The organism is Paenibacillus radicis (ex Gao et al. 2016) (assembly GCF_014641555.1).
In the GTDB taxonomy this organism is placed as follows: domain Bacteria; phylum Bacillota; class Bacilli; order Paenibacillales; family Paenibacillaceae; genus Pristimantibacillus; species Pristimantibacillus radicis.
Genome location: NZ_BMHY01000004.1, coordinates 190,272 through 215,799 on the forward strand (window position 1 = coordinate 190,272; position 25,528 = coordinate 215,799).

Genomic DNA, 25,528 nt, shown 5'->3' on the forward strand with positions numbered 1-25,528 from the left:
ACGCTTGCCTTACAGTGCGCTCTAATCGATATACTCTTATCTAGATTGGCAGGAGGAGGAGTAAAATGAAATTTCGATCGATTGGTTCTATGAAAGTATCAGCATTGGGCTTGGGCTGCATGGGGATGTCGGAGTACTATGGTGATCAAAAGGAGGAGGATTCGATTGCAACTCTTCAGCATGCTCTGTCGCTTGGCGTTAATTTCTTCGATACCGCTGACCAGTATGGCTTGGGTAAAAATGAAGCTCTAGTCGGCCGCGCTTTATCTAGCGTCAGACCGAACGTTCACATCGCCACTAAATTTGGTTTCGTTAGAAATGATGCTGGAGAGGTAGTCGAAATTAACGGCAGCCCCAGCTATGTCAAACAGGCTTGCGAAGCGAGCTTGAAGCGCTTAAATACGGATTATATTGATCTTTACTATCTGCATCGCGTTGATGCCAGAGTGCCAATTGAAGAAACAATTGGTGCGATGAAGATGTTAGTCGACGAGGGGAAGGTTCGATATATTGGACTTTCTGAAGCCTCTCCCCAAACGATCGAGCGCGCACATGCCATACATCCAATAGCAGCGCTGCAAACCGAATATTCCATATGGAGCAGGGACATCGAAAGTGAGGTTTTACCTCTTTGCCGGGATTTAAATATAGCTGTCGTTCCTTATAGTCCGCTGGGACGCGGGTTTCTGTCCGGAACAATCAAATCCACGGATACGCTGGCGGAAAATGATTACAGAAGAAAGACGCCACGTCTGCAAGGAGATAATTTGCAGCATAACCTTTCCTTGCTTCAGCACTTAGAAGAGATTGCACAACAATTGAAGATTAGCACATCCCAGCTCGCATTAGCCTGGCTGTTAGCGAATGGGGAGGATCTGATTCCAATACCGGGAACTAAGAAAATTTCCTATTTGGAAGAAAATATGGCTGCCGTAGACATTAAGCTGCCTGAGGATGTTAAACGTTTTATCGATACTATAGCTCCAATAGGCGCAGCGGCAGGCGACCGCTACCCGGAGCATTCGATGAAGTTATTGAATAAGTAATGGAACGAGCAAAGAGAGCCGCAGAAATGCGGCTTTTTTTTGTGTCATCCTATACCCACGGTGCTAACTATGCCTTTAACAGTATTGGGGCGATGTAATCTAAGAACACATTTGCCGGATGCCGCTCTTTTTTACGCTTATCGTCAGTCGTGACGGCAACGATCTTCAAAGATGGAACGATGTAAATATATTGTCCGGCATATCCCCTGGCGTAATAGTAGTGGAAAGCAGGAGACGGGGCGGTATTTAATTGTTGTTCCACGCTTTCCTCACGGTATGTATGCGTCCACCAATGCCACCCGTATAAGCCGAAGTTTGGCGGACTTGCAGGAATGGCCGGCTGCACGGAACGGAGCAATCGTTCTGCGGAAATGAGCTGCGCCTGTCCCCAGCGTCCTTGCTGCAGGTAGAGCTGTCCGAATTTGTGCATATCCGCAGGACGCATCCGCATCCCATACCCTCCGGTATGAATGCCTTGCGGATCGGCTTCCCAGGTGTAGTCTTCGATGCCGAGCGGGCCAAATACCTCCTCTTCGGCAAATCGGGCAGTTGTTTTGCCGCTAGCTTGTACCAGAATGGCCGATAACAGCTGCGATACGCCAGAGCTGTACTCCATTCGAGTACCTGGATCCTCGGATAGCGGCTGCTCCAATACAAAATCAATCCAATTACTCGATCGCGTCATACGCGGAAATGACTTTTGTCCGCCGAATTCAGTCCACGAGAATCCGGCTGTCATCGTTAAAAGATGCTCGATCGTAATTTCCCGTTTCCGGGGATCAGGGTCGTCAAGCAGCCGAGGGAAAAACGTTGCGATTGGCGTGTTTGCCTCTGGAATGATGCCTCGGTCCATTGCGATGCAAATGAGAGCCGACAGAATGCTTTTAGTGCAAGAGTTTACTTTGGCAATTTCTTGCGGGATCTGTTGATTTCGATAATACTCATACAGCATTTGGCCGTCTTGGCTAATTAGGCAGCTTCTTAAGTCGACAGGCTTTATGGCAGATGTTAGTTCAGCAAAGTTCATGGCATTCATTCTTCCTTTATGGTTGTTAGGCTCATCAAAGAGCAGCACGCATTGTGATTAAACAGCGGCATGTTACGTTAAAGTGAATAGTAGCATAAAACCGAATTGGAAATAAAGGAGATTGGAGCTGTATTACGAATAGAAGTACAAACAAGAGTGAAGGGAGTTTATTGATAATGAGTGAGCTTATTAATGAATCCGTCATATTGTTGGCGGAAAAATTGCAATTGCCGGAACGCGTATTTAACATAGATGAACTGCCATGGGTACCATTCACAGAAAATCATTCCTGCCATTTTAAACCTTTGCGGTTTGACCTTAATACGGGTACATGGATTTATTTGTTCAAGATTAAGAGTAATCAAGTATTGGGCAAGCATAGACATACAGGCGGATCAGTTATTGGTTATAACATTCAAGGGAAATGGAGATATGAGGGACGTAATTGGGCGGCTGTGCCAGGCACTTTTGTGTTTGAACCGCCTGGAGATATTCATACACTCTTTACAGAAGATGAAGAAGTAGTGACGCTTTTCATATTAAGCGGGGCACTTCAATATTTTGATGAGGATAATAAGATTGTGGGACAAGACGATATTTATACGGTTTTACAAAAGTATAGGGAGTTTTGTGAGCGTAATGGAGTCGAACTACGAGAAGATCTGGTTTATTGAAATGAATTCTCCTGCACAAGAAAGGGCAATGCACACATTCGTACATTACCCTTGTTCGGTTAGTCCGATTCAAATGGGGTCGTTATGATTTGTTACGCTCAATGAGAATCGTTAAGCTCACCAGCGTTACGAATATGGTAGCTCCCATATCGGACAAAATGGCAATCCATAAAGTGAGCCAGCCAGGGATCGTCAGCAGCAACGCAATAACTTTCAAACCAAGCGAGACGATGATGTTGAATCGAATGACGCGATTAACGCGCTTGGCGAGGGAGACGGCCTCTGGAAGTTTGCCTAAGTGATCTTGCATTAACACAATATCCGCAGTCTCTATTGCGCTGTCCGTGCCTTTGCCCATCGCAATGCCAAGTTGCGCGGTAGCCAGAGCAGGGGCGTCGTTAATGCCGTCGCCAATCATAGCTACAATGCCTCTGGAAGAAAGTTCTTTTACCCGGTTTACTTTATCCTCCGGCAATAAACCTCCGTAGTATTCAGAGACACCAACAGCAGTTGCAACCTTCTCAGCAGTCTTCTGATGATCCCCCGTTAGCATAACGGTGTTTTTGATCCCGAGCTTGTGCAGGGATGCTATGACAGAACGGCTTTCCTTGCGAATTTCGTCCGAGATACCGAATATACCGAGTACTTGTTGTTCGTCCGCTACAAGAACGATTGTCAGTCCATCTTCCTTAAGCTGTTTGATCCGCTCTTGAATGGTTGAAGGTATATTTATATGCGCAATGCTTTTTTCGTTGCCTAACCAGTAAGGCTGACTATTTATCCGTGCTTTAATGCCGCTTCCGGAAAGCGTCTGAATTTCCTCAGGTTCGAAGATCGTCAGGTCTCTGCGGTCGATTTCCTTCATGATCGCTTTGGCTAACGGGTGCGATGAGGATTTTTCAATCGCGCCAGCAACTTGAAGGAATCGATTGTCGTCATAGATTTCAAGCTGCTCAACATGTGGTTCACCTTTAGTCAAAGTGCCTGTTTTATCAAAAGCAAGCGTATCGATTTTGCCCAGCTGCTCTAAGAACACGCCGCCTTTGATAAGTATTCCGTTTCTCGCTGTACGGGTGATCCCGGAAACAATCGCAATCGGTGAAGATAGAATTAATGCGCAAGGGCAGCCGACGATGAGCACGGACAATCCCTGATACAGCCAAGTCTTCCAGTCTCCTTGGAGGAAGAGCGGAGGGACGACCGTCACAAGAGCAGCAATAATCATAATGAGCGGCGTATAGTACTTCGCAAATTTATTGATAAAGAGCTCTGTTGGCGTCTTCGTTTCTTGAGCCTCTTGTACCAGATGGAGAATCTTGGCTAACGACGAGTCGCTATAGGCTTTCTCGATACGAATAATAAGCAGGCCCTCGTTATTAATACTTCCGCCGAAGACAGGCTCACCGGATTCTTTCTCAACCGGAAGCGACTCGCCAGTGATGGCAGCTTCATTGACGGAGCTTTTTCCTTCGGTAATGACACCATCAGAGGGAATCTTCTCGCCGGGCTTGATTTTGACGAGGTCACCGACCTGCAAGGAGGAGATAGGGACAATGAATTCTTGGTCATTGACGATTTTCAATGCTTCTTTGGGAGCAACTTGCAGTAAGGCTTCCATTGAACGCCGCGCTTTTTCCATGCCGAAGCCTTCCAGCAATTCATTAAGTCCAAACAAAATGGCGACTAAGGTAGCTTCTTTCCATTCTCCAATGGCTACGGCTCCAATTAACGCAATGGTCATTAACGTGTCGATATTAAACTTAAGTTTAATTAAGTTTTTCAAGCCGCGAAAGAAGGTCGTGTAGCCGCTGATAACAGTGGCCAGCAAATAGAGGGTAATAAGGATTGGCTTACCGAGTACGCCGTCTAGAAGCAGGGCAGCAGCGTATAAGACTCCAGATGTAATTAGCAATTTTAACATTTTATGATTGCCGTCAGCGTGACTGTGATCATGATCGCCGTGTTCGTGGCTGTGTTCGTGGCCGTGTTCATGGTCATGAGTACCATGGGTATGAGAATGGGAGGAAGAACCAGGTTCTTCATGTAATGGATTAGCGATGTAAGCACCATCTGATTTCAAAATGCGATTGACGTCCTTCATGGAAATGTCCGGGCTAATTGTCAGTTTGCCTGAATTATAACTGAGCGTGGCGCCGTCTCCATGATCCAATTGTTTAATTTCATCTTCTATTCTTTGGGCACAACCGGCGCAAGAAAGACCTTTAATGCGGTATTCATTCATGGGACAACCTCTTTTCAAACATTATATGAGCACTTGATCATATGATATGCGAGCGACCGGAATATGTCAAATTTTAATCACAGTAATCCTTGAATATTAAACGCAGGCTTGACGGAATACGTTCATCATTTCCCTTATTTTATCCAGAAGAAGCAAAATGATTATTAGAAACCAAAAAGCCCTTTATTCGGTTAAACGGATTAGATGACGAGCTCGTGCATATATTCAAATAAGTTACAAAAAAACCTTAAATGTGTAACTTTATTCATGTTAGTTGAATGTCTGTTTCGCGCGCGGGTATAATCAAATTCTGGAAGTTGAACAGATGAGAGAGGGAAGAAAGGAGAAGGGCGCTGCCGATATTCCTAACATAGAGAGCAGTAAGAATTCACAAATGACAACCGAAAGGAATGATATAGATGGCAGAATTAAAGGCTAAAGGCAAAGCTGTAGTCATCGGTGCAGGAATAGCCGGTCTCGTGACCGCTCGTGTTTTATCAGATTATTTTGAGGCTGTCGTTATAGTGGAAAGGGATGAATTGCCGGCTGACCCCGTCATGCGATCAGGTGTTCCTCAAGCCTATCATCCGCATCGGATACTGCCTCGGGGCCATATAATACTTGAACGTTATTTTCCCGGTTATATTGATGATTTGCTGAAGATGGGAGCGGACCCTTCGGATGAGGATTCAGTAGAACTTGCCAATAGTTACGGGAGCTTTCGCATACAACCGCCGAAGAACACGGCGTCCTGCAGCAGAGCTTTGTTAGAATGGGGAATCCGACAACGGGTTCAACAGGTAGAAAACGTTCGCTTTGTTTCAAATACAGAGGCAACAGAGTTAATCGCTTCGGATAATCAGAAGACGATTACAGGTATTTACATAAGGGAACGCAACGAACAAAAAACAGTAAGCGCGGTGACAGCTGATCTGGTTGTGGATACAGCGGGACGTTCCTCGAAAGCGGCCAAATGGCTTGAATCTCTAGGTTATTCAGTGCCAGAACCAGAATTATTGAAAGTTTCATTAGGCTATAGCACCCGCTATTATAAAATTCCTGAGCACTTGAATAAAGAGTGGCATTCTATCTTATCGGACCCGCATCCCGAAAAAGGAATTTATTCCAGCTATCTGTTTAGAATTGAAAATAACGTTGCCGGATCTCTCCTTTTTAGCGCAGGCGATGAACCCTATCCTTCAACCGATATTGAAGCTTATCAAAAAGAATTAAAAACGGTAGCTGCAGCCGGGGTGGCTGAACTGACAAGTAAATTGGAGCCGATTCAAGGACCAAGGGGCTATCGTGTGCAGGAGTCGGTTCGTCAACACTACGAACAGATGGAAGATTGGCCAGAAGGGCTGCTTGTGCTTGGAGATGCTTTCTGCAGCTTCGACCCCATTTATGGACAAGGGATGACGGTAGCCGCGATTGAAGCGGAGACTCTCGGTGATTGCTTGAAAGAGCAGCGCAGCAATCCTCAGCCTCAGTTCGAACGTCGGGTACTTGAGCGGATGCAGCAAGCCGTTGAACCGGCCTGGTGGATTAGTTCCGTATCGGATCTGCGGTGGAAGGGCGTCGAGCACACCGGTGCGGAGGCATTGAAAGGCGTTGCATTTGCTCATAAGTATATTGATTTATACACCAAAAAGGCCACTAAACTGGCAATAGAAAAGGATTTCTCGATGTATGGAGCCATGTTCATGATGAATTCGCTAGTTCTCCCGCCGAATGAGTTTTTTAATGCAAAGATACTCACTATGCTGCTTGACGATGACGGTTCCTATGAAGAGCAGCAGCTTCGAGCTCAGCTAGCGGAATCCGATCCGCAGAGGTTTCAAGCAAGGATAGAAGAACTTATTCCGTCCTTTAATGGAGCTTATGATAAAGTATTGCGAAATCTGTCAGCCGTGTTGCATGGGGGAACAGGATTCGGGTCATAGTATACATAAATTAAAGCTGTCATTCTCAAGATGAATGGCAGCTTTTTTATAAGCAGAAATAAATGCCAAAGCCAAATTTGCGAATCGATTGAAAAAAGGGTTGACGACTCTGAAAACGTTTTGATATATTTTGTTTATCCAATCAGCAGTCGATGGAACATCACAGGAAAGAGGAGGGGAACGTTCTGGCTGTCAATATTAAAGATGTCGCAGAGAAAGCCGGCGTTTCGATCTCAACCGTGTCCAGAGTGCTGAACAACGGGAAGTACGTCAAGCAGGAAGTGAGATTGGCGGTTCAACAAGCGATTAAAGACCTCAACTTCGTGCCTAACAGTATCGCCCGTAGTTTGGTTCGCAAGAAGACGAACCTGATTGGCGTCATTGCATCCGATATCTCAACCAGCTTTTTCTCCTCCACGCTCAGTTATATTGAAGAAGCGGCAAGTCAGAATCGTTACAACATACTTGTCGGCAACATCAAAGATAATCTGGACAAGGAATTGAAGTATTTGCATGTGTTTAAGGAAATGCAGGTAGACGGCATTATTGTTATGCACGAGAAGATGAACAAGCACATCGAGCGTTTTCTTCAAACTCTTACAACGCCTACCGTGTTCTGCAGCGCAAAGCCAAGAACAACGGTGGATTGCCCTTCGGTCAACATCGACGATATGCAGGCATCGTATGATACGGTAAAGCATCTAATCGCTTTAGGACACCGGCGTATTGCTTTCATCGGGGGAGATACGAAAGAGATTTCGACGGGACGGAATCGTTATGACGGTTACTTGAAAGCACTTGTAGAATCGGGCATTTCCGTTAACCCGGAATGGGTTCGGTTCGGCAATTTCAAGATGAAGGACGGCTATGAGATTATGCAATCCTTTCTTCAAGGCGAGTATTTGCCGACGGTTGTCTTTGCTGTCAGTGATGATATGGCAGTGGGGGCGCTCAATTGCATTGTAGACCATGGTCTGAAAGTGCCGGATGACATTTCGGTCGTCGGATTCGACGACTCCAGTATTACAGAAACCGTTCGTCCGAAGCTAACCTCATTGCATCAGCCGATTCAACAAATCGGGCAGATGAGCGTCGATATATTGATTAAGATGATTGAAGGGAACTCGCCGGGCGTTAAGGAAGTTGTGCTTAGTCATAAATTGGTCGAGAGAGACAGCTTGAGAAGTTTACTTTAAAGGTTCAAGCTTCTTTTTTGCCCAAGTCTGATAACGTTGCCAGAAATGAATCGTAATAGTTGTTATGGCCTCTTTCTTATAAGTCTGGTAACGTTCTCAGAAAACATTACAATTGAAGCGTGGGGGTCATCCTATTGAAAGCTGAAAAACCATACGATGTACTGCTCCTGGGAGCAGGAAACATTGATATTGTCGTTAGCGGCTGCAACGCCATTCCGGATGCTGGTCAGGAGATTAGGGTTCCGAATATTTCTTTCCACATTGGAGGCGGAACGGCGCTGAGCGGATTGGGCATAGCCAAGCTGGGCATGCATCCAATCATTACGGGACTTGTCGGCGATGATTATTGCGGAAGGTTCATTATTGATGAGCTTCATCGCAATGGAGTAGCTACGGATATCGGATTTAGTCAAAAACAAAGCACCGGTATCAGCATTGCATTTAACCCGGAGACGGATCGGTCCTTTGTCACTTATGACGGCACCGTCACAGAGTTTACGTTAAACGATGTGCCGGAGCAGCTGTTCACCAAGGTCCGGCATGTCCACATTACCGGCTATAACGGACGTTCCAATCACGAGGAGTATTTGTCCTTTGTGACAAAGGCCAAGCAGTCCGGCCTTACGGTATCGATGGATGTAGGCTGGGACGAGACAGGCGAATGGTATGAAGGCATTTTCGACATTATCCCGTCTGTTGATGTGTTTTTTGCGAATGAACTGGAAGCCCTCCATTATTCGCGGAAGTCTGATGTCAAAGCCGCGCTTTCCGTCTTTGCAAAACATACGCCTTCAGCCGTCATCAAGCTTGGAGAGGGGGGAGTAATCGCTGCACGTAACGGGAAAATGATGCATCATCCTTCTTTCCAAGTAACAGTTGTGGATACAACAGGCGCCGGTGATTCATTCAATGCCGGGTATCTCTATGGCTATTTGAAAGGAGATGACTTGGAAAATTGCTTGAAATACGGCACCGCCTGCGGCTCGCTTTCCGTTACAAAGCGTGGAGGCAGCACGGGGTCCCCGACCCTAGCTGAATTAACCGCGTTTTTGTCCAATCATTCGCCGCGAGAAGCTGTCACTTTATTATCCTAATTCGATAACCAAATTATGAGGAGGAATTTCAAATGAAATTGGTACTAATTGGAGGCGCGGGTGTTCGCGCTGTATTTTTCACAAAAAGCTTAACGATGCTGGCTAAAGATATCGGCATTACAAAATTCGTGATGTATGACGTTAACCGGGAGAAGCTGGAAATCATCGGGAAGCTGTGCAAGCATGTCGTGAAGGAAAGCGGCCTTAACATGGAACTCGAATTCAGCGACGATATCGAGGAAGCCTTGGTTGGAGCGGACTATGTCATTACGACGATCCGCGTAGGCAATGATCATTCCCGTGTCATCGATGAGCAAATTGCTTTGAAGCATGGCGTTATCGGCCAAGAAACAACAGGCCCTGGCGGCTTCTCGATGGCAATTCGTACGATTCCCGTATTGCTCGATTATTGTGAGAAAATTAAACGTATTGCGCCAAACGCATGGGTATTTAACTTTACGAATCCATCTGGCCTCGTATCTCAAGCGCTTCATACTGCAGGTTACGACCGTGTTATCGGCATTTGCGATACGCCAAGCTCGACGAAGATCCGTATTGCCGAAGCGATTGGTGCCAATCCGGATGAGCTGTATGTTGAATTTGTCGGACTGAACCATCTCTCCTGGATTACAAGCATTGTGCAGGATGGTAAAGAATTGCTGCCTGAGCTTGTGTCGGACAAAGCGTTCATCGCGAAGGTTGGCGAATTCAAAATGTTCGATCCGGAATTGATCGATACGCTTAAACTGCTGCCGAATGAGTATCTGTACTACTATTACAACCGCGAACAAGCGGTTCAGAACATTGTTGAGAATGGCGATACACGTGCTAAGTTCGTCGAAGCGAACAATGCCGAGATGCTGCGTGTGCTTGGGGAAATGGACATTGATGCGGATCCGGAAGCAGCGCTTCAAACCTACCTGCGGTTCATGCACAAACGCGAGTCCTCCTACATGGCGATTGAGACGAGCAAAGGGCCTATCGAACAACCTTCTGAGGATGAGAAGCTCGAAATGCCAAATACGCTCGGTTATGCCGGCGTCATGCTGGATTTCGCACGGGCGATGAACCAAGGCATTGAGAAGCATATCGTACTGAACATTCCTGCAGGAGACCGTGTTGAAGGATTTGACAAAAACGACGTGCTAGAAATTACATGCCGCATGACCGCTCAAGGTGCGGTTCCTGTTACACCAAAGAAGCTGCCTGAGCATGCTTACCAACTGATGAAGAATGTGAAGCTGTTCGAAAGCTATACAGTAGAAGCCGTGTTGAACAAATCGAAGGATTCTGCAATCAAAGCATTGATGGTTCACCCGCTTGTCAATTCGTACTCGATGGCCAAAAGCCTCGTTCATGATTATCTCGAAGCGTATGCAGATATTCTTGGAGAGTGGAACTAAGAAGGCTGGTTTAAGCAGGAGGCGACTGCATGAAAGCAAAGGGAATTGGGATCAGTCTGAACGCAGATATGGTAAACGGAGATCTGGAAACGCTGGAGCGCCATCTCGGCTATATTGCTGACGCTGGGTGCGATTACGCAGAGCTGATTCTTCACGGACTGGATGTCGTGATCGGAGGCCGTGTTCACCCGAAACGTCTGGAAAGAGTGCGTGAGGTGCTTGGGAAATTCAAGCTGGGTTACACGATGCATCTGCCTTATGAATTGAACTTGTTGTCTTGGGCGAAAGGCCAGGAATATGAGGCCGTCTTCGAGACGGGGATTGAGCTGTCCGCAGCGATTGGCGCCGATACGATCATTTATCATAGCTCCTACGCTGAGTTGACGGATCAAAATCTGGAACAGCATTATTTTCCGAAATATGGCCGTATGAAACGGGAAGAGCTGTTCAAGCTGCTGCTTGAAGAGGATGTAGCGATGCTGCACAGACTGGGGCGTATCGCTGAGAGTGCAGGAATATCGATCGGGGTCGAGAACAATATCTGGTACGATCTGAAAAATGATTATACCTATGGCGTTCGTCCGCAGACGGTAGCAGAGCACATACGCAAGGTTGGTCTGGACAATGTGGGCATTACGCTCGATATCGGCCATTGCTATTTAACATCCATTGCGTACGGCTATGACTTCAAAGAGGCGATTGAAGCTGTACTTCCTTACACGAAGCACTTGCATGTGCATGACAATTTCGGCAAACTGTACGATGCTAAGGCCTATATGAGCAATTTGCCTTATGGCTATGGTGATTTGCATCTGCCTGTCGGCTGGGGCTCGATTCCTTATTCGGAAGTGTTCGAGTGGCTGGCTGCGTATGAGGGCATCGTCAACATGGAGATTGAATTCCGGTTATATCCTCATTTTCAGGAGTCGGTAGAAGAGATGAGGGAGCTTTTAGCCAGGTAAATGAACAAATTTGGGAGCTGACGCTGCATGAGCGTTAGCTCCCTTTTATTTTCCACCCAAGCCGAAAGCCGGAAGAGAATGGGGTGGACTTTGCCCTAAGGGGAAGGTGTATAGTGAGAGATAGCAACGGACTGGTTCGATCATCCAACTGTTCCGATAAAAGGCTGAAGAATGGAGGTTACGGCTTGCTGTCGATTGGAGAATTCTCGAAGATATGTGGAGTGTCGGCCAAAACGCTTCGCTATTACGATGAAATTGGCTTAATACATCCTGATGAGATTAATGGTGACAACGGTTATCGGTACTACTCGATTGGCCAGCTAGAGAAAATGCTCTGGATCAACCGGTTGAAAGCTTATCAGTTCTCACTGGAGGAGATCGGAGCCATCCTGGACTGGGAACAGGATCATTTTGAAGCTAACATTTATAATGCGCTTAATCGGAAAAGGAGAGGGCTCCAGGAGAAGCTGGATGCTGCAGCCTACACCCTTAATCAAATAAGTCTCGATATCTCTAATGTAGAAAAGGGCATTCCGATTATGTCCTATCTTCAGCAGATCGAAGTGCAGCTTGTAGAAACGGTTCCGATGAATGTGCTCTCCATCCGTCTGAAGTTAAGCAGTGATCATTACGCAGAAGGGTATGGCGCATATTTCAGCAGGCTGTATGAAAAGATTGCGACTGAGCAATTGACGCTGCGGGGCAGCCCCATGACGATTTATCACAGCCCGGAATATAATCCTGCTGGCAATGATACGGAGTTTGCGATTCCGGTCGAAGAGGCTGTAACGGGTACGCGTGATTTACCGGGAGGCTTATGTGCCAAATCGGTGTTAAAAGGCTCCTATACGCAATTGACATCCGTATATGCGAAGCTGAGCGAATGGATCGACAGGGAAGGGTATGTATTACTGAAATCCCCGTATGAAAGGTATGTATCCGATCCCCATTATACGCTTCCTGAAGACCGAATTACTGAAGTGTATTTTCCAGTGAAGAAAAAATAACAGAAGACTTACAAGTGATAAAGGGAGGACGTTCAATGAATGGAAAGTTCGAAGCGGATACTGATTCAGCACTTGATTCTGTTATCAAATCCGACTACAGCAACATTAATGGCATTGTTGTCTCTAGAAATGGATCAATTGTATATGAGGATTATTACAATGGTTTTGGCCCGGAAGATGCACAGCATGTGGCTTCGGTTACAAAAAGTATCGTGTCTGCCCTCATTGGGATTGCAATCGATGAGAAATATATAGAGAGTGCTGATACGAAAGTGCTGGATTTCTTTCCCGAATATGTTCCAAATGCTAATGCAGGGGTGAAACCTGACATTACCATTCGTCATCTGCTTACGATGACAGCTCCTTATGCTTTCGAAGACTGGCGCGAGCCGCTGGATCAAATGTGCATGAAGCCGGACTGGATCCAGTATGCGTTGGATTTAATGGGACACAACGGCACGATAGGAACCTTCAAATATTCAACGGCCGGGGCACATGTATTATCCGCAATTATTACCCGAGCCACTGGCAAAAGCGCTCGTGAATTTGCGAATGAACGTTTATTCAAACCGATCGGAATGCGAGAAATTCCGGATGATCCCGTTACGTCTTTCGGTTTTGATCAATTGTTTGGGAGTGAGGTGAAGGGGTGGGTTAACGATCCGCACAATTATTCAACAGGTGGTTGGGGGCTAACGTTAACACCACGTGATATGTCGCTTTTTGGCCAGCTCTATTTGAACCGCGGTGAATGGGAGGGCCAGCCAATTATTTCGAAGAGCTGGATTGAGGAGTCGACGGCGATGAATGCGAATCAATACGGCTATCTGTGGTGGGTAAGGGAAGAGAACGGTATTTTTGCCTACTCAGCTGTGGGCGATGGCGGAAATATCATTTGCTGCGTACCCGAGAAAGGTCTAGTCGTAGCTATTGCATCGGCTTTTCTCCTGCATACTCCTGACAGATGGCCACTGATTAGGGATTGGATCATTCCCGCTGTTAATGATAAGTTATAATGATTGGTTGTTTACAAATTAATATACCATATAATGGTGCTCGAATTTCTTGTTGTTTGCTATCGTTATCTCTATTAAATAACGTTTCTGAAGACCCATGCCATAGAGCATGGGTCTTTTTGAATCGGAGAAACCGAACATTCCATAGAGAAGTCCTTCAAATCGACACAAAAAGATCGTCTTGTGGTCGGATTTCTCACTATTCACCAGCAGGTAAATAGCTTATAATTATTTGATGACAGTTTAATCTACAAATGAATAGCAATACATGACGACAGGTTATTATGGAAACGAAATAAGGTGTGTGACTAGGTTGCGCCTTGGCTTGGAGAGGCCTAAGCAGGAGCGACTGGATGCTTTCTGCAAATTTTAGGGTATAAGGATGGTAATAATGAGCAGCAGAGAAACGAAAACAGACGTCATCTTAATTGGTGCCGGAATTATGAGTGCAACGTTAGGGACACTTCTGAAAGAATTGGCGCCAGAATGGGAAATTAAAGTGTTCGAGAAGCTTGAAAGCGCAGGAGAAGAGAGCTCGAACGAATGGAACAATGCAGGAACAGGGCACGCGGCATTATGCGAGCTTAACTACACGGTCGAAAAACCGGACGGCTCGGTTGATATTAGCAAAGCGATTCAGATTAATGAGCAATTCCAGCTTTCCATGCAGTTCTGGTCTTATCTGGTGAACAGCAAGCTGATCCGTAATCCGCAAGACTTTATTATGGCACTGCCTCATATGAGTATGGTATTAGGTGAAAAGAATGTAGCTTTCTTGAAGAAGCGTTTCGAAGCGATGACCAAAAATCCATTGTTTCAAGGCATGGAATTTTCCGATGATCCTAAAAAATTGATGGAATGGATCCCCCTTATTATAAAAGATCGTCAATCGAATGAACCGATAGCAGCAACCAAAATCGACACGGGGACAGATGTCAATTTTGGTGCTTTAACGCGCATTCTATTCGATCACCTGAAGAGCAAGAACGTCAAAATCAACTATAATCATAGCGTTCAGAATATGAACCGCGCGAGCGACGGCTCGTGGGACTTGAAAGTACGCAACGCCAGCGGCAGCGTGGAACACCATCAAGCGAAATTTGTTTTTATCGGCGGCGGCGGCGGAAGTTTGCATCTGCTGCAAAAATCAGGCATCCCTGAAGGAAAGCATATTGGCGGATTCCCGGTTAGCGGTATCTTCATGGTGTGCAACAACCCGGAAGTTGTCGCGCAGCATCATGCTAAAGTGTACGGGAAAGCTAAAGTTGGAGCGCCTCCAATGTCGGTTCCGCATTTGGACACCCGTTTTATCGAAAATAAAAAATCATTGCTGTTTGGACCGTTTGCAGGCTTCTCTCCTAAGTTTTTGAAAACCGGATCGATGTTCGATTTGATCACTTCGGTAAAACCGGATAACTTGGTCACGATGTTGTCTGCTGGCGCGAAGAATATGTCGCTGACGAAATATTTGATCGAGCAAGTCCTGTTATCGAAAGAAAAACGCATGGAAGAGCTGCGCGAGTTTATCCCGAATGCCCGGATCGAGGATTGGGATTTGGTCGTAGCGGGACAGCGTGTACAGGTTATTAAAGATACACAAGCGGGCAGAGGAACCTTGCAGTTTGGTACGGAAGTCATTACTGCAGCAGATGGCTCGATTGCAGCTCTGCTCGGCGCATCTCCTGGTGCTTCGACTGCTGTTCACGTTATGCTTGAGGTTATCAGCAAATGCTTCCCTCAGCACAGTAAAGAGTGGGAGCCGAAGATCAAAGAAATAATTCCTTCCCATGGCGTATCGCTCATGAAAAATCCGGAGCTTCTGCGTGAGGTTCATGCATCAACAGCAGATGCGCTTGGTTTGAGTGAGAAAGAGCGCGTATATAGTTAGTTGTTAAATAAGTATAAAGCAATTATAGATGCTAGTTCATACACAGAAAAACGCGATGTCATTTGAGCATCGCGTTTTTTTGCATGTTTTATAAATTGTTGCTTTATAGATGACAGTAGTCGGGTTTATCCTAAAAATGGTAGGATTGCATCAGTTTAAGATAGCCGTATGACTAAGCAAGAAATTGTAAACGAAAGGGCGTTATTTATGAAGGTTGTAAGTGCAACAATGGATGACCTCAAAGAATGGTTAGAGCTAGCTTCTGAGGTTGAATACCTATTTGGACCAATGGTAAATGATCCAAAGTTTATACAAGCATTAGAGAAGAATATAAATCAAGATAGAGCTTTTTGTGTTAGAGAGAACGATGGATTACCTGGTTCTAAATTGCTCGGTGGAATTTTATTTTCAGCATCAAATGCCCCAAAATATAAAATTGGTTGGTTATCTGTTTCACCGAAAGCGAGAAATAAAGGAATAGCAACAGCTTTGGTAGATCATGTTTTGAGACTTATCACCGTTCCATCAGAAGTAGTAGTTACTACATTTGGTGAGGATATTCCAGATGGGCAGCCCGCAAGGAAGTTTTATCAGAAGTTTGGTTTCATTCCATTAGACGAGTTAATTTCAAATGGTCCAGAAGGCGGTAGTCGTCAGAAATTTAAGTTGGATGTCAACTAACATGCTTGAAATCTTCAGCGGAATTGTAGGAATAACAATACTTATCCCAAAGAAGCTGCAGCCCCGCACTTGTCCCAATTTCTATTAAACCTAATTACCTTTTAATGGTACTGTATCATCACATTTGAATAAATAATATTTAATTGGTTTTGTAAACTTTAAAGAAAATATTTATCGTGTGTATGCAACTTAATCTCCTAGTTACTTGTTTTACCGCTAATATTGTATGAAAATGGTAGGGTAGAGTTAATCCAATAAAGAGGGAATGGTGAATTCAAAAGCAAATGTAACTATTTTCCTCCCTTTGCGTAACAAACTAAGGTGAACAAAATTTCAGTTCAGCGTGTTTACCTATTTTCCAGCTTTATCTTAACGGAAGTGGTTGAGAGAGTTAAGACTTCGTTAATAGGCACGAAAGACTGGGATGTTAACATGAGGAAGAAAAATAAAGAGAGGAAGTGAAGGGATTTGAAGAAAAGAATCATTTGGTCGCTTGCAACTGCCTTGGCATTTGCACCTATTTTACCAACAGCGGCAATGGCGTCCACACAGGAAGTTGCTGCCCCTCTGTCGTTTGAGAAGTTTGCCGCTGAGAAAGCCGCACTGCTAACTGAGCAGTATGGTACGACTAGCGTACAGTATGCTTTAATCGACAATGGCAATATCAAAGTATCGGGTCATACCGGGTTGAATGACAAGGCGGGGAAAGTTCCATTAACGAAGGACACGGTGTATGGCATTGGCTCGACAAGTAAGATGTTTACTGCAGCAGCGGTTATGAAACTGGTCGATCAAGGAAAGATTGATCTCGATACGCCCGTTGTCCAGTATATAACGGACTTCAAGATGAAGGATGAGCGTTACAAGAAGATAACGCCTCGCATGCTGCTGAATCATTCATCGGGTCTGCAAGGCTCGACTCTGATCAGCGGTTTTTTATTCAATGACCCAGACACCTATGTCCATGATACACTGCTCCAGCAGTTGTCTACACAGAAGCTAAAAGCTGATCCCGGCGCGTTTTCCGTGTATTGCAACGATGGATTTACGCTATCAGAGATTTTGGTAGAAAGAGTCAGCAACATGTCTTTCACGGCATTTATCGATCAATATTTCGCTAAGCCACTTGGTTTGGACAATACGCTGACACCGCAAGGTGCACTTGATGCTCATTCCTTTGCAGCTCTTTATTCCCCTTTCTATCAGGGGCAGCTTCCTACGGAAACAACCAATGCGATTGGAACGGGTGGTATCTTTTCTACAGCGGAGGATTTGGTGAAGTTCTCTCAAATCTTCACGGGGCAGAAGAAGGATATTCTCTCCGAGAAATCAGCAAAAGCAATGGAGCAAGAGGAATACAAAAAGGGACTATGGCCTGCAGATGCAGATAGTTCCATTGACTACGGACTTGGCTGGGACAGCGTAAGATTGTATCCGTTTAACGATTATGGAATAAAGGCGCTCGTCAAAGGCGGGGATACAACCTTGTATCATTCTTCGCTCGTGGTGCTGCCTGAGCATAATATGGCTGTAGCCGTTGTCACTTCTGGCGGAAGCAGCTCATTGAATCAGTTGTTTGCAACGCAATTGCTGCTGCAATCCTTGAAAGAGAAGGGTGCTATTAAAGAAATTCAACCGGATAAATCTTTCGGAAAGCCAACCAAGGCCGATATGCCGAAAGAGATTGCCGCTTATGCAGGCTATTACAACACCATGGCCGACCAGTGGAAAGTGGACATTAAAGACGGAGAACTTACTGTACTAGGACAGAAATTTATTTACACAGCGGATGGTTCTTTCCTCGATGAGGAGGGCTCCAATAAGATTCGGTTCGTCAAGGAAAGTAACGGGCGCACTTATCTATGGATGGGCCAATACATTTCGGTTCCCGGATTGGGACAGCTCGCATTGTCTCAGTATAATGGAGAAAAAGTTGAACCTGCAGCGCTAGGTAAAGAGGTAGCAGACGCATGGGCACAAAGAGAAGGAAAGTTGTACTTTGCGGTTAATGAGAAATACAGTTCTGTCGCTTATATGAATCTGCTGGCAGCTCCTATTTCCGTTAAAACCAATGCGGAAGGCTATTTGTTCAATTTGAAAATAACAGGTCCAAATACGGCAGAAAATCAACATCAAATCCCTGCAATTGCTGGCCGGGATACAGCAGAAGTGACATTCTTTAACGAGGCTGGTATTGAGTACTTCGAAATGAGAGGCTACTTATATGTCAGCCAGGATGGCGTAAAACCGCTCTATACAGGTAAAACATCCGTCGCTACGATTCAAGCGAACGGTCATGCAAGATGGTTTACCGTCCCCGCTAATGCTGTGGGCAAGAAACTAACCGTTGCACTCCCGGAAAAAGGCGCCTTCATGGTGTACGATGAAAATGGCACTCTAATTAACAACACAGTCATCAGCGGCAAAAATGAAGTCGTGCTTCCTAAGAATGGATTTATCGTATTTGCCGGAAATGCCGGTTCGGCATTCGGCATTTCGCTCTCCAAATAGCACTCATAATACTTACTGCTCAACATAAATAGAAAAGAAGCCAGCTGCGGCAGCTGGCTTCTTTTCTATTTATCGGATATCATCATGTCCCGGAACATAAGCCCAAGCTTCAACATCAGTAAATGGTCGTTATTTTTCAAATCCAGATTCATTAACCCCGTAATTTTCTCCAGCCGATAAAGCACAGTATTACGATGAATATATAATGCCCTGGCCGTTTCGTTGACCTGACCGTTATTAGCGAAATATGCTTCAAGCGTGCGCATCATCTCGTCTGTGTACTCTTCGTCTTTGTCCAGTAGAGGCTGGAACAGATAAGTGCAAAATCGGCGCATTACCTCCTGCGGAATATGTCTGAAGAGATGCACGAATTCCAAGTCGGCAAACAGCACGACAGATTCGGAAATACCCAGTTCGGTGCTGATTCGTTCGGCATCCATGCATTCCTGGAAGCCATCGATTAACGCGTCGATACCTGCTCTGATTTTGCTGCTAAAACTTGTACATGACTCTGTTCCGTGACTCCATCCATTTATTATCTCCCCATACAATCGAATGGAATGCTCATACAGCTTGCGATCCTTCGCCACGTCCTCTGGAATTTGCAATAGGGAATACAAGCGGTTCAAGACATAGAAATGATGGGATACGAGAGTGGCAGTCTTGGGATGCTCCTGCAGCCGATCCTGGATTTCCCGCAATCTGCGCCGCTGCATGTTTGGATCCCACGCGCTTGTCTCAGCAGCGGACATCATGCATACGAATGGAGTGTTCCAGAATCCGCTGCCCAATGCTTCCGCAAACTCAAGCACCGTCTGCTGGGATACGATGCCTTTCAAATACCGCTCCATTGCAGTGCCAAGCCGCCTGCCGGCAGCTGCCTCTTCCTGATTCTGAATGACCTCCAGATGATAGGCGAGGATGACAGCTGCTTGATGGAAGATTCCCTCTATCTCGTCCTGCAGCTGTTCAGTTTGCACGAGCAGGTGACCGTACGTTTTTCCGTTTTTAAGCAAAGGAATTCTGTAGAACTGATTATGAGCTGCTTTGTAAAACCGGTTATCAGTCTGCCATGGCCACTCGCATAGCAGCTCCGTTTCCGAACATATAGTCACGTTGTAGAGGATTACCCCCTCTGAGGTAAAGACAGCTATAGGATGAGCTAATATGCGATGAATACTTTGAAAATAATTCGTATACTCATCTGCCTGCATTGCAAAATCAACCAGCTTCTTCTGCATTTCAAGCCGTTCATTCAGCTTTCGTGTATCCCGCTGAAACTCAGATTGGAATAGGGCGGTGATCTGTTCAGAGAAGGTGAAGGCAAAAGGCAGTTCGATTAAAGGAAGCTGCAAACGATCAGCCTCTAGCAGAACGGCTTGCGGAATCTCCTTCCAATAACGGCCAAGCTTTATGCCAAGCCCCGATGCTCCGCGCTCGCTTAGCTTTTGCAGCAAGATGACAAACTCCTCAGGAGAATCTCGGATGGCATACGCTGTAGTCAACAGCAGCTCGCCTTCTTTCATCCAATTAATCACATCCGGCGCATCCATCAGATTGATTGAGCTAATGGTCCGATACACGCCTTCACTCCCGGCAACTAAACTCCCCTCTGATAGCGGATAGACAGTCAGAGCATCTTCTACGGTTATATGCACGTCATATCGCTCCTTCGTCCGTATAATACCTGACATGCAGGGGGTGCAGGGGAATCTGCTGTTTTCATGGGTTTCTTCAAATTATATCGTTTTTCCGCTGCTTTCTGCAAATCGTTTCTCGTATTTTATGTTATTTAATATAACATTAAATTATGGAATTTTGGTTTTCGAACAATCAAGCTAGGGTGTTATTAGTTTTGGAACCAAATTGATGTTAGGAATATTTACAACAAATCATTTTGGAGTTATGATTGGTCACAACTTCTAAGAGAAATGGGGGATTGGGATGCTGCTTACTGAACGCCAAGCAACAGAGTCTAATAAGGGTACCATGCTAGTCATCGATGATGTTGGCAAAATCTATCCGAACGGCACGATAGCCGTTCAGCATGCGAATCTGAATGTAGGAGAGGGCGAATTTCTCTGTTTTGTCGGCCCTTCGGGCTGCGGTAAATCGACGATTTTTAATATGATCGCAGGCTTGACGGAGCCAACCTCCGGCAGCCTCTCCGTATTGGGTGATTCGCCTAAAGCTGCGCGCAAGCGGAATGAGATTGCCTTTGTGTTTCAGGAACATACCTTGCTGCCGTGGTCGAAGCTGATTGACAATGTAACGATGCCGCTGACACTGCGCGGCGTTTCTAAGAAAGAGCGCGTCGCTGAAGGGGAAAGGGTGCTGGAGCTGGTGGGCTTGAAGGATTATACGAAAGTGCTGCCCCGCGAGCTTTCAGGAGGTATGAAGATGCGGGTATCCATCGCCAGAGCGCTTATATCCCGGCCCAAGCTGCTTCTCATGGACGAGCCTTTTGGCGCGCTTGATGAAATTACAAGGCAAACACTGCAGGATGAACTGTTGAACATTTGGGAGCAGGACAAGAAAATGTCGGTGCTGTTCATTACGCACAATGTGTTTGAAAGTATCTTTCTATCAACAAGAGTGGTGGTAATGACGCCGCGCCCCGGTAAAATTTCGGATATCATCGATATTCCATCCCTGTATCCAAGAGATGATGAATTCCGGACCCGTCCAGCATTTGGCGATTATGTACGACGCGTCTCCGAGGTCTTAAAGCACTAATGATGAGCGAGGAAAGGAGAGGAATCATCATGGACAAAATGGCAGCAACCCGGATTGTTGAACCTGCTTCAGCTATCCGGACTACTGTGAAGAGGAAAGCCCCGAGCGGCCATTCCGCTGCTCAGCATCCCGTCTTAAAACTGTTGAAGAAAGTTCTGCCTCCGCTTGTTGTCTTTGTTCTATTCGTAGGCGGCTGGGAATTGATCGTGAGACTATATGGCATCGCACCGTACATTTTGCCCAAGCCATCTGATATCGTCACCGCGGCTGCGAATAACAGCACGAATCTGATCGCATCGGTAAGCACAACCATTATTGAGGCGTTGATCGGCTTTGCCATCAGTGTAGTGCTCGGCATTGGCGTAGCTATACTGTTGGCGTTATCCAAGACGGTTGAGAAAAGCGTCTATCCTTACGCTATTATTTTACAGACCATTCCGGTCGTCGCCATCGCTCCGATCATTGTGATCTGGTTTGGGGCGGGAATCAACGCCATTGTCATTATCTCATTCCTAATCAGCTTTTTTCCGATTTTGTCGAATACGCTGATTGGTTTGAACTCAACGGATCAAAATATGAAAAATTTATTTTACCTCTATAATGCGAGCAAGCTGCAGACGATTTGGAAGCTCCGTTTTCCGGCAGCGTTGCCCTACATGATGGCCGGTTTAAAAATCTCCTGCTCCAGCGCGGTAGTTGGCGCAATTGTGGGCGAATATATCGCCGGTATTGGCGGCGGGCAGGGCGGACTTGGTTACGGTATTACCGTCGCAGCAACTCGGCTGCAAACCCCTTATTTATTCGCCTGCGGTTTGGCAGCGGCTATTCTAGGAATTGTCTTTTTCCTGATCATTAATCTGATTTCGAACAAGCTGTTGAAATCCTGGCATGAATCCGCAATGAAATAATAGAAAAAAGGGAGAGAATTCAACATGTCCAAACTTCTTATCCAATCACGGAGCTACAAATATCTATTGTCCGCTGTCTTGTTAATGACGCTTCTCTTGAGCGCATGCTCGAATTCTTCCGCTCCTGCAGCCACTGCCGGAAACGGAGGGGACAGCAGCCCCGAGCTGAAAAAAGTCAGATTGATCGAGGGCTGGTATGCCAAAGGAGAAGACGGGGGTTACTTTGGCGCTTTGCAGCAGAACTACTATAAGGACAAGGGAATTGATATGACGATTCAGCCAGGCGGACCTGAGGTGTCCGGCTTGCAGCTTGTAGCTGCGGGTAAGGCAGAATTCGGTATTTCCTATGCGGATGAGATTTTGAAAGCAAGAGAGCAAGGCATTCCAGTTGTCGGCATTCTTGCCGGGATGCAATATACCCCGCAGGTGCTTATGTATCATAAAGAGGCAAATGTCACCGACTTCTCTGATTTGAATGGTAAAACGGTATACGTCACACCGGCGATTCCTTATTGGGAATATATTAAAAGCCAATATAAGCTGACAGATGTGAAAGAAATGAAGTACAACGGTCAGCTGGTCAACTTCATTAATGATCCTAACTCGCTGAACCAGGGCTACGTGACCAATGAACCGTATGTGCTGTCTCAGCAAGGCGTTGATGTTGGTTATCTGAAGATTGCTGATTCCGGGTATGCGAATTATGCGAATGTACTATTTACTACGGAAGATTATTTGAAAAAACATCCGGACATCGTAGAGGCTGTCGTGCAAGCAAGCCAAAAGGGCTGGAGCTACTATTTGGACAATTACAAAACAGTGAACCCGCTCATACAGACCTATAACCCGGACATGACGCTCGAAGCGATGAACTATGAGGCAGAACAAGAGAAATCGTTCGTTCTGAATGAGGAAACGAAGACCAATGGAATCGGTTATATGACGAAAGAGCGCTGGGATACGTTGCAGAAGCAAATGCTTCAAGTTGGGGGACTGTCGAAGGAGCAAGATGTTTCGAAGGCATTCACTGGGGAGTTTTTAGCTAAATCTTAAAGATAAACGTTTCTCAAGCATGGTCAACAAGCATGAACGGCAACATACAATTTGCAGAAAAATGAGGGACCTAAATGATCAAATTAGGAAACCTAAAGAACTATTGGAAAGTATCTGACAAGATAGTGGATTTAAGACGGACGCAGCCTTCCGTGCAATCTGTAACTTTACCAGCTCAGCCGCAAAAGGTGATGCTCGATCTGGAGCATACAGCAATAATTGTGATCGATATGCAAAATGATTTCTGTACGCCTGGAGGCTGGCTGGATTCGATTGGAGTGGATACAAGTCCGCTGCTTAATCCAGTTGACCGGCTAAATCAGGTGCTGCCGGAGCTGCGCAAAGCGGGTGTGCCCGTCATCTGGGTGAACTGGGGCAACCGGCAGGACCGGATGAATGTACCGCCATCTGTTCTTCATGTTTATAACTCAGACGGTCATGGCGTCGGAATTGGCGAGCCGCTGCCGGAGAATGGCTCTAAAGTGCTGGAGAAAGGCAGTTGGGGGGCAGCGATTATCGATCAGTTAACGATTGCGGCCGATGATATTCATGTCGATAAATACCGGATGAGCGGGTTTTGGGATACACCGCTGGACAGCATCCTTCGTAATCTGAACATTCGGACGCTTCTGTTCGCCGGCGTAAACTTGGATCAATGCGTAATGCACACTTTACAGGACGCAGCATGCCTCGGCTATGACAGTATTCTTCTGGAGGACTGTTCGGCTACGAGTTCACCGTCATACTGTACGGAAGCTGCCCTATATAATATTAAACAATGCTACGGTTTCGTTGCCGAATCAGCCGGGTTGATGGAAGAGTTAACCGGTTCGGCAGTAAGCCAAATCGAGTACGCGCAACCCGAAGGAATGACTGCAGTGAAAGGTTAATTAGAAAGAGAGGAGGGTCGGCGGTATGGAGGATCAATGGAATGCTGTGGTCAGTCGTATGGCGGTCGAAAGGACAGGGCAAGGAATGCTGAACGGGCTTAGCTTTATGGCCAAAGATGTGTTTGCTATTCGCGGCTATACGAATGGAGCGGGGAACCCGCGCTGGCTGGAAACCCATGAAAGAGCGCAAGAGCATGCGGCAGCGGTTGATATGCTGCTGAATGAAGGCGCAACGCTTACTGGCACCACACAAACAGATGAGCTCATGTACAGTCTGAACGGTGAAAACTTCCATTACGGAACACCTCGAAATCCGAAAGCGCCTGACCGGATACCAGGCGGTTCATCCAGCGGATCGGCCGTTGCCGTCGCCGCTGGTCTCGCCGACTTCGCACTTGGAACGGATACGGGCGGATCGATTCGCGTACCGGCCTCGTATTGCGGTGTCTATGGCATGCGGCCAACCCATGGCAGCGTCTCCGAGAAAGGAGTTATCCCGCTGGCCGCCAGCTTTGATACCGTTGGCTGGATGGCTCGCGATCTTCGTTTGCTTCGTCAGGCGGGGGGAGCGCTTTTGCCGGAGACTTCAGCGCCAAGTTCAGGTTTTAGCCGGATTATCATTGGTGAAGACGCTTGGGAGCTGGCGGATTCAGAGAGCTTAGAGGCTCTTGCTCCTTATCTGAATGAGATGCGAACTGCCGGTGCGAGCCACTCATCTATTCGCATTGCTTCTCAGGGACTAGCGGAATGGATGACGATGTTCAGAACCATTCAGGGTTATGAAATCTGGAAGGAGCATGGCGAATGGATTACGCGCGAGAAGCCTGTCTTTGGACCGGGCATTGCTGAACGGTTCTCCTGGGCTCGCAGTATTGAACGTGCTGACATGGAGTTACAAGCGAAACGCCGATTGGAAGTTCGTCAATCTATCAGCGATCTGCTTGGGACGGACGCTCTGCTTATCATTCCCACTACGACCGGAGCGGCTCCTCTACTTGGAATGAATGGGCCGATAATGGAAGACCGCAGGGCGAAGACGATGCAGCTGACTTGTATTGCCGGGTTAACGGGATTGCCGCAGCTCTCGATTCCCGCTGGTGAAGTACAAGGTTGTCCGGTCGGGATATCGGTAATCGCTGGGCTGGGTCAGGATTTACGGTTGCTGGATTGGGCAGCCGCATTGCTGGAATCGACACCCAAATAAGCTTCACTAGAGTAAGCAATTCATGCCAGCATGATAAGAAGCTGAGC

Annotated in this window: 20 protein-coding genes and 1 pseudogene; 17 read left to right on the plus strand and 4 right to left on the minus strand. The window is 46.3% G+C overall.

The annotated features are described in order from the left end of the window. The first annotated feature begins 65 nt into the window (after nucleotides 1-65). Nucleotides 66-1,046 (plus strand): aldo/keto reductase, encoded by a 981-nt coding sequence (locus tag IEX98_RS12430; protein WP_188889514.1) that lies wholly within the window; start codon nucleotides 66-68, stop codon nucleotides 1,044-1,046. Nucleotides 1,047-1,113: 67 nt separating this feature from the next. Here IEX98_RS12430 and IEX98_RS12435 read toward each other — a convergent pair whose 3' ends face one another. Then, a complete protein-coding gene (locus IEX98_RS12435; RefSeq protein WP_188889515.1) occupies nucleotides 1,114-2,073 on the minus strand; it encodes a serine hydrolase domain-containing protein in 960 nt (319 codons plus the stop codon). A 176-nt stretch (nucleotides 2,074-2,249) separates the two neighbouring features. On the opposite strand from IEX98_RS12435, the gene IEX98_RS12440 reads away from it, so the two are divergent. Further along, nucleotides 2,250-2,747 (plus strand): 2,4'-dihydroxyacetophenone dioxygenase family protein, encoded by a 498-nt coding sequence (locus IEX98_RS12440; RefSeq protein WP_188889516.1) that lies wholly within the window; start codon nucleotides 2,250-2,252, stop codon nucleotides 2,745-2,747. Nucleotides 2,748-2,829: 82 nt separating this feature from the next. On the opposite strand, the gene IEX98_RS12445 is transcribed toward IEX98_RS12440, so the two are convergent. Next, complete coding sequence (locus IEX98_RS12445; protein WP_188889517.1) at nucleotides 2,830-4,989, minus strand: heavy metal translocating P-type ATPase; 2,160 nt, start codon at nucleotides 4,987-4,989, stop codon at nucleotides 2,830-2,832. A gap of 419 nt (nucleotides 4,990-5,408) precedes the next feature. On the opposite strand from IEX98_RS12445, the gene IEX98_RS12450 reads away from it, so the two are divergent. From IEX98_RS12450 to IEX98_RS12490, 9 genes are all read left to right on the plus strand, one after another. Then, nucleotides 5,409-6,932 carry an NAD(P)/FAD-dependent oxidoreductase gene (locus tag IEX98_RS12450; protein ID WP_188889518.1) on the plus strand — a complete coding sequence of 508 codons (1,524 nt, stop codon included), beginning with the start codon at nucleotides 5,409-5,411 and terminating at the stop codon, nucleotides 6,930-6,932. Nucleotides 6,933-7,084: 152 nt separating this feature from the next. Continuing rightward, nucleotides 7,085-8,128, plus strand: a complete 1,044-nt coding sequence (locus IEX98_RS12455; RefSeq protein ID WP_229692150.1) for a LacI family DNA-binding transcriptional regulator — start codon at nucleotides 7,085-7,087, stop codon at nucleotides 8,126-8,128. A gap of 134 nt (nucleotides 8,129-8,262) precedes the next feature. Further along, nucleotides 8,263-9,222 (plus strand): carbohydrate kinase family protein, encoded by a 960-nt coding sequence (locus IEX98_RS12460; protein WP_188889519.1) that lies wholly within the window; start codon nucleotides 8,263-8,265, stop codon nucleotides 9,220-9,222. Between the two features lie 32 nt (nucleotides 9,223-9,254). Continuing rightward, nucleotides 9,255-10,625: a family 4 glycosyl hydrolase gene (locus tag IEX98_RS12465; RefSeq protein ID WP_188889520.1), complete on the plus strand. Its 1,371-nt coding sequence runs from the start codon at nucleotides 9,255-9,257 to the stop codon at nucleotides 10,623-10,625. A 29-nt stretch (nucleotides 10,626-10,654) separates the two neighbouring features. Further along, complete coding sequence (locus tag IEX98_RS12470) at nucleotides 10,655-11,587, plus strand: sugar phosphate isomerase/epimerase family protein (protein WP_188889521.1); 933 nt, start codon at nucleotides 10,655-10,657, stop codon at nucleotides 11,585-11,587. Between the two features lie 185 nt (nucleotides 11,588-11,772). Further along, a complete protein-coding gene (locus IEX98_RS12475; protein ID WP_188889842.1) occupies nucleotides 11,773-12,594 on the plus strand; it encodes a MerR family transcriptional regulator in 822 nt (273 codons plus the stop codon). 35 nt (nucleotides 12,595-12,629) lie between these two features. Further along, the gene (locus IEX98_RS12480; RefSeq protein ID WP_188889522.1) at nucleotides 12,630-13,610 is read left to right on the plus strand and encodes a serine hydrolase domain-containing protein; all 981 of its coding nucleotides are present in this window, start codon (nucleotides 12,630-12,632) and stop codon (nucleotides 13,608-13,610) included. Between the two features lie 391 nt (nucleotides 13,611-14,001). Next, nucleotides 14,002-15,498, plus strand: coding sequence for a malate:quinone oxidoreductase (locus tag IEX98_RS12485; protein ID WP_188889523.1), 1,497 nt, complete (start codon nucleotides 14,002-14,004; stop codon nucleotides 15,496-15,498). A 168-nt stretch (nucleotides 15,499-15,666) separates the two neighbouring features. Beyond that, entirely contained in the window at nucleotides 15,667-16,179 is a 513-nt protein-coding gene (locus tag IEX98_RS12490; RefSeq protein ID WP_188889524.1) for a GNAT family N-acetyltransferase, read from the plus strand. Nucleotides 16,180-16,186: 7 nt separating this feature from the next. Here IEX98_RS12490 and IEX98_RS12495 read toward each other — a convergent pair. Next, nucleotides 16,187-16,273: pseudogene (locus tag IEX98_RS12495) on the minus strand (DUF2332 family protein); the annotation flags it as partial. A 374-nt stretch (nucleotides 16,274-16,647) separates the two neighbouring features. On the opposite strand from IEX98_RS12495, the gene IEX98_RS12500 reads away from it, so the two are divergent. Further along, entirely contained in the window at nucleotides 16,648-18,690 is a 2,043-nt protein-coding gene (locus IEX98_RS12500) for a serine hydrolase domain-containing protein (protein WP_374705340.1), read from the plus strand. Between the two features lie 65 nt (nucleotides 18,691-18,755). On the opposite strand, the gene IEX98_RS12505 is transcribed toward IEX98_RS12500, so the two are convergent. Next, nucleotides 18,756-20,348, minus strand: a complete 1,593-nt coding sequence (locus tag IEX98_RS12505) for a PucR family transcriptional regulator (protein WP_188889525.1) — start codon at nucleotides 20,346-20,348, stop codon at nucleotides 18,756-18,758. Between the two features lie 286 nt (nucleotides 20,349-20,634). On the opposite strand from IEX98_RS12505, the gene IEX98_RS12510 reads away from it, so the two are divergent. The 5 genes from IEX98_RS12510 (at nucleotide 20,635) to IEX98_RS12530 (ending at nucleotide 25,481) form a co-directional block, all read left to right on the plus strand. Next, on the plus strand, nucleotides 20,635-21,426 hold the full coding sequence (locus tag IEX98_RS12510) for an ABC transporter ATP-binding protein (RefSeq protein ID WP_188889526.1): 792 nt from the start codon (nucleotides 20,635-20,637) through the stop codon (nucleotides 21,424-21,426). 29 nt (nucleotides 21,427-21,455) lie between these two features. Continuing rightward, a complete protein-coding gene (locus IEX98_RS12515; protein WP_188889527.1) occupies nucleotides 21,456-22,334 on the plus strand; it encodes an ABC transporter permease in 879 nt (292 codons plus the stop codon). Between the two features lie 24 nt (nucleotides 22,335-22,358). Further along, on the plus strand, nucleotides 22,359-23,387 hold the full coding sequence (locus tag IEX98_RS12520) for an ABC transporter substrate-binding protein (protein WP_188889528.1): 1,029 nt from the start codon (nucleotides 22,359-22,361) through the stop codon (nucleotides 23,385-23,387). A 74-nt stretch (nucleotides 23,388-23,461) separates the two neighbouring features. Next, nucleotides 23,462-24,277, plus strand: a complete 816-nt coding sequence (locus IEX98_RS12525; protein WP_188889529.1) for a cysteine hydrolase family protein — start codon at nucleotides 23,462-23,464, stop codon at nucleotides 24,275-24,277. Between the two features lie 25 nt (nucleotides 24,278-24,302). Beyond that, nucleotides 24,303-25,481 (plus strand): amidase, encoded by a 1,179-nt coding sequence (locus IEX98_RS12530; protein WP_188889530.1) that lies wholly within the window; start codon nucleotides 24,303-24,305, stop codon nucleotides 25,479-25,481. The last annotated feature ends 47 nt before the right edge of the window (nucleotides 25,482-25,528 follow it).

Excerpts from the sequence above, each read along its gene's own strand:
- IEX98_RS12430 (WP_188889514.1), top strand. The coding sequence starts at position 66 with ATGAAATTTCGATCGATTGGTTCTATGAAAGTATCAGCATTGGGCTTG.
- IEX98_RS12435 (WP_188889515.1), bottom strand. The coding sequence starts at position 2,073 with ATGAACTTTGCTGAACTAACATCTGCCATAAAGCCTGTCGACTTAAGA.
- IEX98_RS12440 (WP_188889516.1), top strand. The coding sequence starts at position 2,250 with ATGAGTGAGCTTATTAATGAATCCGTCATATTGTTGGCGGAAAAATTG.
- IEX98_RS12445 (WP_188889517.1), bottom strand. The coding sequence starts at position 4,989 with ATGAATGAATACCGCATTAAAGGTCTTTCTTGCGCCGGTTGTGCCCAA.
- IEX98_RS12450 (WP_188889518.1), top strand. The coding sequence starts at position 5,409 with ATGGCAGAATTAAAGGCTAAAGGCAAAGCTGTAGTCATCGGTGCAGGA.
- IEX98_RS12455 (WP_229692150.1), top strand. The coding sequence starts at position 7,085 with ATGGAACATCACAGGAAAGAGGAGGGGAACGTTCTGGCTGTCAATATT.
- IEX98_RS12465 (WP_188889520.1), top strand. The coding sequence starts at position 9,255 with ATGAAATTGGTACTAATTGGAGGCGCGGGTGTTCGCGCTGTATTTTTC.
- IEX98_RS12470 (WP_188889521.1), top strand. The coding sequence starts at position 10,655 with ATGAAAGCAAAGGGAATTGGGATCAGTCTGAACGCAGATATGGTAAAC.
- IEX98_RS12480 (WP_188889522.1), top strand. The coding sequence starts at position 12,630 with ATGAATGGAAAGTTCGAAGCGGATACTGATTCAGCACTTGATTCTGTT.
- IEX98_RS12485 (WP_188889523.1), top strand. The coding sequence starts at position 14,002 with ATGAGCAGCAGAGAAACGAAAACAGACGTCATCTTAATTGGTGCCGGA.
- IEX98_RS12490 (WP_188889524.1), top strand. The coding sequence starts at position 15,667 with ATGACTAAGCAAGAAATTGTAAACGAAAGGGCGTTATTTATGAAGGTT.
- IEX98_RS12510 (WP_188889526.1), top strand. The coding sequence starts at position 20,635 with ATGCTGCTTACTGAACGCCAAGCAACAGAGTCTAATAAGGGTACCATG.
- IEX98_RS12515 (WP_188889527.1), top strand. The coding sequence starts at position 21,456 with ATGGACAAAATGGCAGCAACCCGGATTGTTGAACCTGCTTCAGCTATC.
- IEX98_RS12520 (WP_188889528.1), top strand. The coding sequence starts at position 22,359 with ATGTCCAAACTTCTTATCCAATCACGGAGCTACAAATATCTATTGTCC.
- IEX98_RS12525 (WP_188889529.1), top strand. The coding sequence starts at position 23,462 with ATGATCAAATTAGGAAACCTAAAGAACTATTGGAAAGTATCTGACAAG.
- IEX98_RS12530 (WP_188889530.1), top strand. The coding sequence starts at position 24,303 with ATGGAGGATCAATGGAATGCTGTGGTCAGTCGTATGGCGGTCGAAAGG.